Consider the following 8,390-nt stretch of genomic DNA (forward strand, 5'->3'; position numbering starts at 1 on the left):
GGTGTCGCGTGAGTGTTGGGTGCTGTTTTTTTTTCAAGGAGAAGACGGGATACGTGATCGCGGTTGTTGACTGGAGTTGAGAGGTGGGCTCTGCCGATCTCCGGGTCCCCCGCCGCACCGGACGCCGGCGAACGCCGCGGGCTCGGCACCGCGTGGGGCGAGTCGGTGCGATCCGAAACCCGCCAGGTCGAATTCGAACGCGCGGATCCGGCCAAGCCGACGGATCTCGCGTCGGTCTACTACAACGATGCGCTGCCCGGCCATCCGCCGGCCTCGCAGGTTCGCCGGCTGCCGACCCGCGTCGCGCTCGCCAATGGCGACATCGCGCTGTCGTTCATCGACGAAAAGGGCGCGCCGCTGCGGCTCGCGCGCAACAACGGCCGCTGGCACATGGCGGGCGTCGAGGGTTCGCGCTACATCATCGTGCTGCGCAACCAGGGGCGCCGCACGTTCGAAGTCGTGTCGACGGTCGACGGCCTCGACGTGCTGTCGGGCCGGCCGGGCAGCTATACGAACGGCGGCTACGTGCTGTATCCGGGCCGCACGCTGACGATCGAGGGTTTTCGCAAGAGCCGCGACGAAGTCGCCGCGTTCCGCTTTGCCGCCGTGCCCGACAGCTACGTCGCGAACTCGAAGTACGGCGATGCCGCGAACGTCGGCGTGATCGGCGTTGCGCTGTTCGCGCAGAAAGACGACGACGAGGAAGCGCTGCGCCGCAACGCGAATCCGTTCCCCGGCAACGACAACCGCTTTGCGCCGCCGCCCGTTCCGCGCGGCGAGTAACGGCATGTAGTCGGGCGCCCGCATGCGTCGCGACGCACGCGGGGCGATCCAGCGCGTTTTCCCGCTGCCCGTTCAACGCCGTTGCCGTTTCGTATCTCCCGAAACACGATCCAAGGCGCAATCGCCCCTATCGGACGATTGCGCGGCCATCGTTTCGTGAGCGGGCCGTTCTGCGGCGGCGCGGTTTCGCCGTCGCTCGCTCGTGCTGCGGCACAATGTCGGTTCGCACCGGTATCGCGTGCTTCCCGGCCATCCGGACCGACGGATAACGTCTTGTCGTTACCCGCTTTCAGGTACCATCCCGACCCGCTTGCAACGGGCAGCATGATCCGGTCCGGCACGCGCCTTACGTCACGCGGCAGGCCCGGCGGCTGGCGGGACGACGATTGACGGCACGGGCCCGTGCGAGCGGCGTCGCCCTTCGCCATGAAACAGAGGAACCTTCGTGAAGTTCATCCACGCGGCAGACATTCACCTTGACAGCCCGTTGCACGGCCTGAGCGCGTACCCCGACGCGCCGGCCGCGCAGTTGCGCAACGCGTCGCGCGAGGCGCTGCGGCAACTCGTGGATCGTGCGATCGAAGAGGACGTCGCGTTCCTCGTGATCGCGGGCGACCTGTACGACGGCGACTGGAAGGATCACAACACGGGCATCTTCTTCGGCCAGCAGATGGGGCGCTTGCGCAAGGCTGGCATCCGCGCGTTCGTGCTCGGCGGCAACCACGATGCCGAAAGCGAGATGACGAAGAAGCTGACGCTGCCCGACAACGTCACCGTGTTCGGCCACCGCAAGCCGGAAACCGTCAAGCTGCCCGAATTCGACGTCGCGCTGCACGGGCAGAGCTTCAAGGACAAGGCCGTCGTCGACAACCTCGCGCTCGGCTATCCGGATCCGGTACCCGGCTACTACAACATCGGCGTGTTGCACACGGCGCTGGAAGGGTATGCCGCGCACGCGAACTACGCGCCGTGCACGCTGGCCGAACTGCACGCGAAGAGCTACGACTACTGGGCGCTCGGCCACGTGCACGAGTTCCAGCAATGGACGGGGCCGTCCACCGTCGTGTTTCCCGGCAACCTCCAGGGGCGCCACATCCGCGAGACGGGCCGGCGCGGCGCGGTGCTCGTGACGGTTGAGCAAGGCCGCACGCAGGTCGAGCGCCTGTATCTGGACGTGCTGCGCTGGGAAGCCGTGTCGGTCGACGCGTCCGATTGCCTGTCGGTCGCCGATTTGTCGAGAAAGATCGGCCAGTCGCTGGAGGCGCTGCTGACCGTCGACGGCCACGTGCCGCGCGCGGTGCGCGTGACGGTCACGGGGCGCACGCCCGCGCACGGCCTCTTTTTCGGCCGCGCGCCGCAGTTGCGCGCGGAGGTGCTCAACCAGATCGGCATCATCGGCAACGAGCGGCTGTGGCTCGAGAAGGTCCGGCTCGCGACGTCCGCCGCCGATCACCAGCCTGGCGAAAGCGAGCAGCTCGAAGCGCTGGAGGATCTGAAGCAGATCCTCGCCGATGCCGCGCACGATCCGGATTTCCTCGTGCTGCTCGAACGCGACCTGAAGCCGTTCGTCGGCAAGGTACGCAGCGACGTGAAGGAGGAGGTGCCGTTGCTGACGATGGCGCGCGCCGGTGAACTGACGGCGCTGGTCGAGCAGGTCGGGCCCGCGTTGCTCGCGCGGCTGGCGAGGGGGGAGTAAGCGATGCGCATCAGCCAGCTCGATCTGATCAAGTACGGCAAGTTCACCGACGAGACGCTGCGGTTCCCGCCGGCCCGCGAGGATTTTCACGTGATCGTCGGGCCGAACGAGGCCGGCAAGTCGACGATCCGCACGGCCGTATCCGAGCTGCTGTTCGGGATGAAGCTGCAGACGCCGCTCGATTTCCTGCACAGCACGCCCGAGCTGCGGATCGGCGGCGTGCTGGAGAGCGGTACGAGCGAACTCGTGTTCCACCGTGCGCGCGGGCGCAGTTCGCTGCGCACGCCCGGCGACGACAAGCTGCCCGACGACTATCTGGCGGCGATCCTCGACGGCGCGACGCGTGAGTTCTTCGAGCAGATGTTCGGGCTCGATCACGGACGGCTGGTCGATGGAGGCCGGAGCATTCTCGATGCTTCCGACAAGCTCGGCCAGGTGTTGTTCGAATCGGCTGCCGGTGTCGGCAGTCTCGGGCCGGTGCGCGAGGAGCTCGACGCGCGCGCGCTCGAGCTGTGGGCGCCGCGCCGGAGCGGCAGCGCGTTTGCGTTGGCCGAGACGTCGTTCAACGAAGCCGTGACCGAACTGAAGACGGTCCAGGTCCGCACGCGCGACTGGGTCGATCGCAAGGACGCGCGCGAAGCGGTCGAGCAGCAGATCGAGCAGGCGCGCGCGGAACAGCGCCGGCTCGAAACGCTGCGCTCGAAGCTTGAACGCGTCCGTCGGCTTGCGCCATACCTGAAGGAGCTGACGGTCAAGGATGCGGCGCTGGCCGAACTGGGTGCGGTCGTCGAGTTGCCGCCGACTGCGTATGCCGATCTGCTGAAGGCGCAGGGCGATCTCGCGGCCGAGCAGAAGGTGCTCGAAGAACGTCGCGCCGACCTGCTCGCGAAACGGCAGGCGCGCGAGGCGATCGATGCGGACGCCGGCACGCTGGCGCTCGAAGCCGATATCGAAGCGCTCGATCGGTTGCGCGGCACGTGCATGAATCACGCGCAGGATTTGCTGTTGCTCGGCGCGGATGTCGAGCGGCATGTGTCCGCCGCGTGCGCGGCGGCGGCCCAGCTCGACTGGCCGACGAACGAAGCGTCGCTGCGTGCGTCGCTGCCGACGGCGCTGTCGCTGAAGACGGTGACGAACCTGCTGCGAGAGCACGGCGCGCTGCACCAGGCGCTCGCCGGCGCGCGCGAGTCGCTCGACGAACGCACGCGCGAGCTTGCGCAGGTGCGGGAACAACAGGCGCGACTGTCGACCGTCGACGTGCCGGAGGCGCTGCGCGCGGCGCTGGCCGACGCGCAAGCCTTTCGCAACAGCGGTCAGCGCGAGCAGGCGCTGGCGCACGAGATCGCGGCCGCCGAACGCACGCTGTCGGGTGCGCTCGATGCGCTTGGCCAGTGGCGCATGCCGGTCGACACGCTGCGCGCGCTCGACGTGCCGTCGGCGGCGCGGCTCGGCGCGCTGCTGAAGGAAGACGGCGAGTACGCGAGCGCGGCCGCCGCGGCACGTGATGCGCGGGACAGCGCGCTCGAGGAGTTCGAGCGGCTCGAACTGCAGGAGAAGCATTTCGCGGAGAACCACAAGGTCGTCACGACCGGCGACGTGCTGGCGGCGCGCGCGCGGCGCGATGGCGCGTGGGGCGACATCCGCAATGGCGCGGTCGATCTCGCCGCGGGCGCACCGGCGGTCGACGACGCGATTCGCCTCGCCGACGAACTCGTCGATGCACAGCTCGGCGCGACGCAGGCCGCGGCGACGTTGCAATCGCTGCGTCAGCAGGTCGAGTCCGCGCGTGCGGGCGCGGCACGCAGGCAGGCCGCGCTGGACGAACGCGAGCGCGAGCTGGCCGCGCATCGCGACGCGTGGGCCGCACTCGCGGCGAGAGCCGCGGTGCCCGGCATGCCGCTGGCGGCGATGGGCGACTGGCTCGCGAAGCGCGAAACGGTGTTCGCCGCGCAGGCGGATCTCGACCGCCAGCGCCGCGAATTCGACGCGCTGCATGCGGCCCGGGACGGCGCGGAAGCCGCGCTGCGCGTGGCGTTGCGCACGGTATCGCGAGGTGGCGAGCCGGACGGCCTGGCGGCGCTCGTCGCGATTGCCGAGGCCTTCGTACAGTCGGCCGAGAAAGCGATCGCGCAGCAGGACAGCCTGGAAGACCGTGCGCGGGAAGCCGAACGCGGATGCGCGACCGCGCAATCGCGGGCCGGCCATGCGCAAACGGCTTACGACGCGTGGCAAGCGCAGTGGCGCGACGCGCTGGCCGACGCGAAACTGTCCGCGAGCGCGACGACGCTGGCCGCGGCGGAAGGGGCGCTCACGCTCGCGAATACGGTGACGGCCGAACTGGCCGATGCCGACGCGCCGCGCAACCGGATCGCCGCGATCCGCGCGGAGCTGGCCGCGCTCGAGGCCGGCGCGCGTCGGCTTGCGGAAGCGCTCGCGCCGGAATGGCTGGCGAGCGGCGACTGGCCGGACGTGGCGCGCCGGCTGACGATGCGCCTCGCGGCCGCCCGGGAAATCGCGCGTGCGATCGACCGTGCCGACGAAGCCGTGCGGCACGCCGACGGCAAGGTCGCGGACGCGGCCGCCGCGGTGGCCGGTGCGGATGCACGAATTCAGCCGTTGCTTCAACTGGCCGGCGTCGCGTCGATCGACGCGGCGCTGCCGCTGGCCGAGCGCTCGGATCGTCAGCGTCAGCTTCGGCAGGCGGTCGAGGCCGCGCACGAGGCATTGGTGCGCGATGGCGACGGTCTTTCCCGGTCCGCCGTCGAAGCCGAGGTCGCGGAGCAGGACATCGCCGACGTACCGGCGCATCTCGAAGCGGTGAAGCAGTCGCTCGGCGATGTCGGCAAGCGGCTGAACGAGCTGTCGCAGCAGCAGGTCGTGGCCGACCAGGCGTTCGGCGCGATCGACGGCCAGGCGAATGCGGCCGTCGCCGAGTCGAAACGGCAGGAAGCGCTGGCGGCGATGGGCGATGCGGCCGAACAGTATCTGGAGGCGGCCACCGCGAGCCGCTTGCTGAAGTGGGCGACGGATCGCTATCGCGACCAGAAGCAGGGGCCGATGCTCAGGCGCGCGGGCGAGATCTTCGCGGGGCTCACGCTCGGCGAATTCGCGAAGCTGACCGTCGACACCGAACGGACGCCGCCTGCGCTGTATGCGCGGCGTACGAAGGGCGCGTCGGTCGAGGTCGCCGGGCTGAGCGAAGGCACGCGCGACCAGTTGTTCCTCGCGCTGCGGATTGCGGCGCTGGAGCTGCAGCTTGGCAGCCGCATCGCGCTGCCGTTCGTCGCCGACGATCTGTTCATCAATTTCGACGATGCGCGCGCGAAGGCCGGACTCGATGCGCTGCGCGATCTGTCGACGCGAACCCAGGTGCTGTTCCTGACGCACCACGACCACCTGTTGCCGCTCGTGCGGGACGTCTTCGGCGCGCGGGTCAATGTGGTCGAGTTGCAGCGCGCGCCGGCCGGCGCGTGATGCGCGGGCGTGCCGCGATGCCGGTACACGGGAAGGGGCATCGCGTGCAGGTAGTATGAGCGGTTCCGAAACGCACGGGACCGGGACAACCGGTCGCGGGTCTGGCCACACGAGGGGAAAATATGAAAAAGCTGGTAGCCGCCATCGCGTTCGCGGCGGACAAGCATCGCAATCAGCGTCGCAAGGACGAAGAGGCGTCGCCGTACATCAATCATCCGATCGCACTTGCCGACGTGCTGGCCAACGAAGCCGGTATCGAGGACGAGCGCGTGATCGTCGCGGCCGTGCTGCACGACACGGTCGAGGACACGGAGACGACCGAGCAGGAACTGCTGCGGCTGTTCGGCAAGGACGTGGCGGACATCGTGATGGAGGTCACCGACGACAAGTCGTTGCCGAAGGAGGAGCGCAAGCGCCTGCAGATCGAGCACGCGTCGACCATCAGCCGGCGAGCGAAGCTCGTGAAGCTCGCCGACAAGATCTGCAACCTGCGCGACATCGCGCGGCATCCGCCCGCGGACTGGCCGCTCGAGCGCAAGCAGGCGTATTTCGACTGGGCGAAGTCGGTCGTCGACCCGATGCGCGGCGTGCATCCCGGTCTCGAGGCGATCTTCGACACCGCGTACGGCGCGCGGCCGGCGGACTGAAGTTCCGGCATGGTATCGGCTCGATCCGTCGCATCCGCCGCGCGACAGGTGCCCGCCGTGGCGGGTGTCGACGTCGGGGGCGACAAGAAGTTGTGCGATCTCGTGATCCTGCGCGGGTCGACGGTCGTCTGCCGCGAAGCGCGGATTGCCCCCGAGGCGATACCCGCGCTGTGTGTTGCCCATGACGTCGTGGCCGTCGGCGTCGACGCGCCGAGCGTGTGGTGGCCAGGCGTCGGCCGCCGGGCGGCCGAACAGGCGCTCGCCTGCGAACGGATCTCGTGTTTTCCGACACCGTCGCGGGAGCAGGCCGTTTCAAGCACGTCGGGCTTCTTCGACTGGATGTTCATCGGGGAACGCGTGTACCGCGCGCTGGCGGATACCTATCCATTGCTGACCGGTGTGCACTATGCGGGTGGTCGTGCGAGTTTCGAGACCTATCCGTATGCGATTACCTGCGCGATGCTGGGCAAGGCGGTGGCGTCGGCGAAGCAGAAGCGTACCCAGCGCCTGCAATTGCTGGAGCGGCTGGGGATCGACGTGTCGAGGCTGCGCTCCGTCGATGCGCGAGACGCAACCCTTTGCGCGTTGACCGCGCAATACGTGATCGACGGGAACGCATATGCGTATGGTGACACGGAGGGCGGTTACATCCGCGTGCCGATCGTGAGCGAGGCGATCGTGCTCGACTCGCTATAGCGGCGGCACGTGGCGACTGTGGGGCAGTTGCCACGACAAGGTGAGCTTTTGCGGGAGAGGGGCGGTCTTCCCGGCGCCGATGCCGTAGGCATTGCGTGTCGACCGACCAACATCGGGATGGCCGGCGCGCACGGCATGAAGCCGGTGCGCCGCGCGATCCCCGCCGGCACCATTCAGTCCTCGAGGATGGACTTCGGCACGCTGGACAGGTCGCAGGCTTGCGCCTGATCGAAATAGTCTTCGGCGTCGTTGATCATCACGACCGCGACGTCGATCAGCTCGTCGAGCCGTTGCAGCAGCGATTCGCGCCACTCGATGTCTTCATCGCGCGCTGGCGTCTTGTCCAGTTGTTCGATGATCGAATCGGCTGTCTGCAGGAAAGGAATCGCCTGCTGATAGTTCTCGATCGAGACCATCGCCGCGTTACGCGCGCCGACGAGCCGCTCGCGATGCTCGTCCGCCAGTTCGGATTCGCCGCTGATCCGAGGCAATACATCCGAGATGCGTTGGAGAAGCGCCGGCGTTTGTTCTTCCAGCAGGATGGCGCGTTCGCGCAGCGCCGCATATTCGTCGCGAAGATCGGCGTCGCCGGATTGAGTCGTGCTGTCCATCGTCGATAGGGGTGCGTGGTTCGGTCGCGGCATGATACTCGACAGCGCCAGGTTCCTTGTCCGTTCCGCTGCTTTTCATATAGGGGGAAAGACGGGCATACGTCATAGCTATAGCGAACCGCTCGCGTTGCGATTCAGGCCCGTCGAACCCCCAGCCCCCGTGGGCGGCAGCGCACGGGGGCTTTTTCAAACTTTTTTCACAAAGGGCTTGCGTGGGCGGCGCGAGGTGCATAGAATCACGCCTCTTTCGCGCTCACGGAAACGCGGCGCGGAAGGAAGGGAAGCAGTGCGGTTGAGGCTTGGCAGGAACGGCCTCGGCGGTACGGAAGTTGAGCCCCGCAGTCGCAACGACGTAGTGCAAAAAGTTGTTGACGAGCTGCGAAACACGGTTCATAATCTCGCTTCTCTGCTGCTGAAAACGCAGCGCTGCCGGGAAACACGAAGTTCCTCGCAGATTGCTCTTTAAAAATTAACAGCCGATAA

The 8,390-nt window shown here is 67.9% G+C and carries 6 protein-coding genes and 1 pseudogene; 5 read left to right on the forward strand and 2 right to left on the reverse strand.

All coding sequences use genetic code 11. From position 1 onward, the window contains the following. Positions 1–165 precede the first annotated feature (165 nt). From G3N62_RS33005 to G3N62_RS33025, 5 genes are all read left to right on the forward strand, one after another. A complete protein-coding gene (locus G3N62_RS33005; RefSeq protein ID WP_241013274.1) occupies positions 166–783 on the forward strand; it encodes a hypothetical protein in 618 nt (205 codons plus the stop codon). Positions 784–1,228: 445 nt separating this feature from the next. Beyond that, positions 1,229–2,479 carry a DNA repair exonuclease gene (locus tag G3N62_RS33010; RefSeq protein WP_124671313.1) on the forward strand — a complete coding sequence of 417 codons (1,251 nt, stop codon included), beginning with the start codon at positions 1,229–1,231 and terminating at the stop codon, positions 2,477–2,479. Positions 2,480–2,482: 3 nt separating this feature from the next. After that, positions 2,483–5,953 (forward strand): YhaN family protein, encoded by a 3,471-nt coding sequence (locus G3N62_RS33015; RefSeq protein WP_124671314.1) that lies wholly within the window; start codon positions 2,483–2,485, stop codon positions 5,951–5,953. Positions 5,954–6,075: 122 nt separating this feature from the next. Next, a complete protein-coding gene (locus tag G3N62_RS33020) occupies positions 6,076–6,600 on the forward strand; it encodes an HD domain-containing protein (protein ID WP_034191123.1) in 525 nt (174 codons plus the stop codon). A 9-nt stretch (positions 6,601–6,609) separates the two neighbouring features. Then, on the forward strand, positions 6,610–7,296 hold the full coding sequence (locus G3N62_RS33025; RefSeq protein WP_049031094.1) for a DUF429 domain-containing protein: 687 nt from the start codon (positions 6,610–6,612) through the stop codon (positions 7,294–7,296). 173 nt (positions 7,297–7,469) lie between these two features. Here G3N62_RS33025 and G3N62_RS33030 read toward each other — a convergent pair whose 3' ends face one another. Further along, entirely contained in the window at positions 7,470–7,907 is a 438-nt protein-coding gene (locus G3N62_RS33030) for an ATPase (protein ID WP_226194352.1), read from the reverse strand. Between the two features lie 236 nt (positions 7,908–8,143). Next, a pseudogene (locus G3N62_RS33035) lies at positions 8,144–8,390 on the reverse strand (hypothetical protein); the annotation flags it as partial.

It is taken from the genome of Burkholderia sp. Tr-20355, from assembly GCF_017104685.1.
GTDB classification, from domain to species: domain Bacteria; phylum Pseudomonadota; class Gammaproteobacteria; order Burkholderiales; family Burkholderiaceae; genus Burkholderia; species Burkholderia seminalis.

Bases quoted from the DNA above. Each gene is read 5' to 3' on its own strand.
- G3N62_RS33025 (WP_049031094.1), top strand. From the start codon at position 6,610: ATGGTATCGGCTCGATCCGTCGCATCCGCCGCGCGACAGGTGCCCGCC.
- G3N62_RS33020 (WP_034191123.1), top strand. From the start codon at position 6,076: ATGAAAAAGCTGGTAGCCGCCATCGCGTTCGCGGCGGACAAGCATCGC.
- G3N62_RS33015 (WP_124671314.1), top strand. From the start codon at position 2,483: ATGCGCATCAGCCAGCTCGATCTGATCAAGTACGGCAAGTTCACCGAC.
- G3N62_RS33030 (WP_226194352.1), bottom strand. From the start codon at position 7,907: ATGGACAGCACGACTCAATCCGGCGACGCCGATCTTCGCGACGAATAT.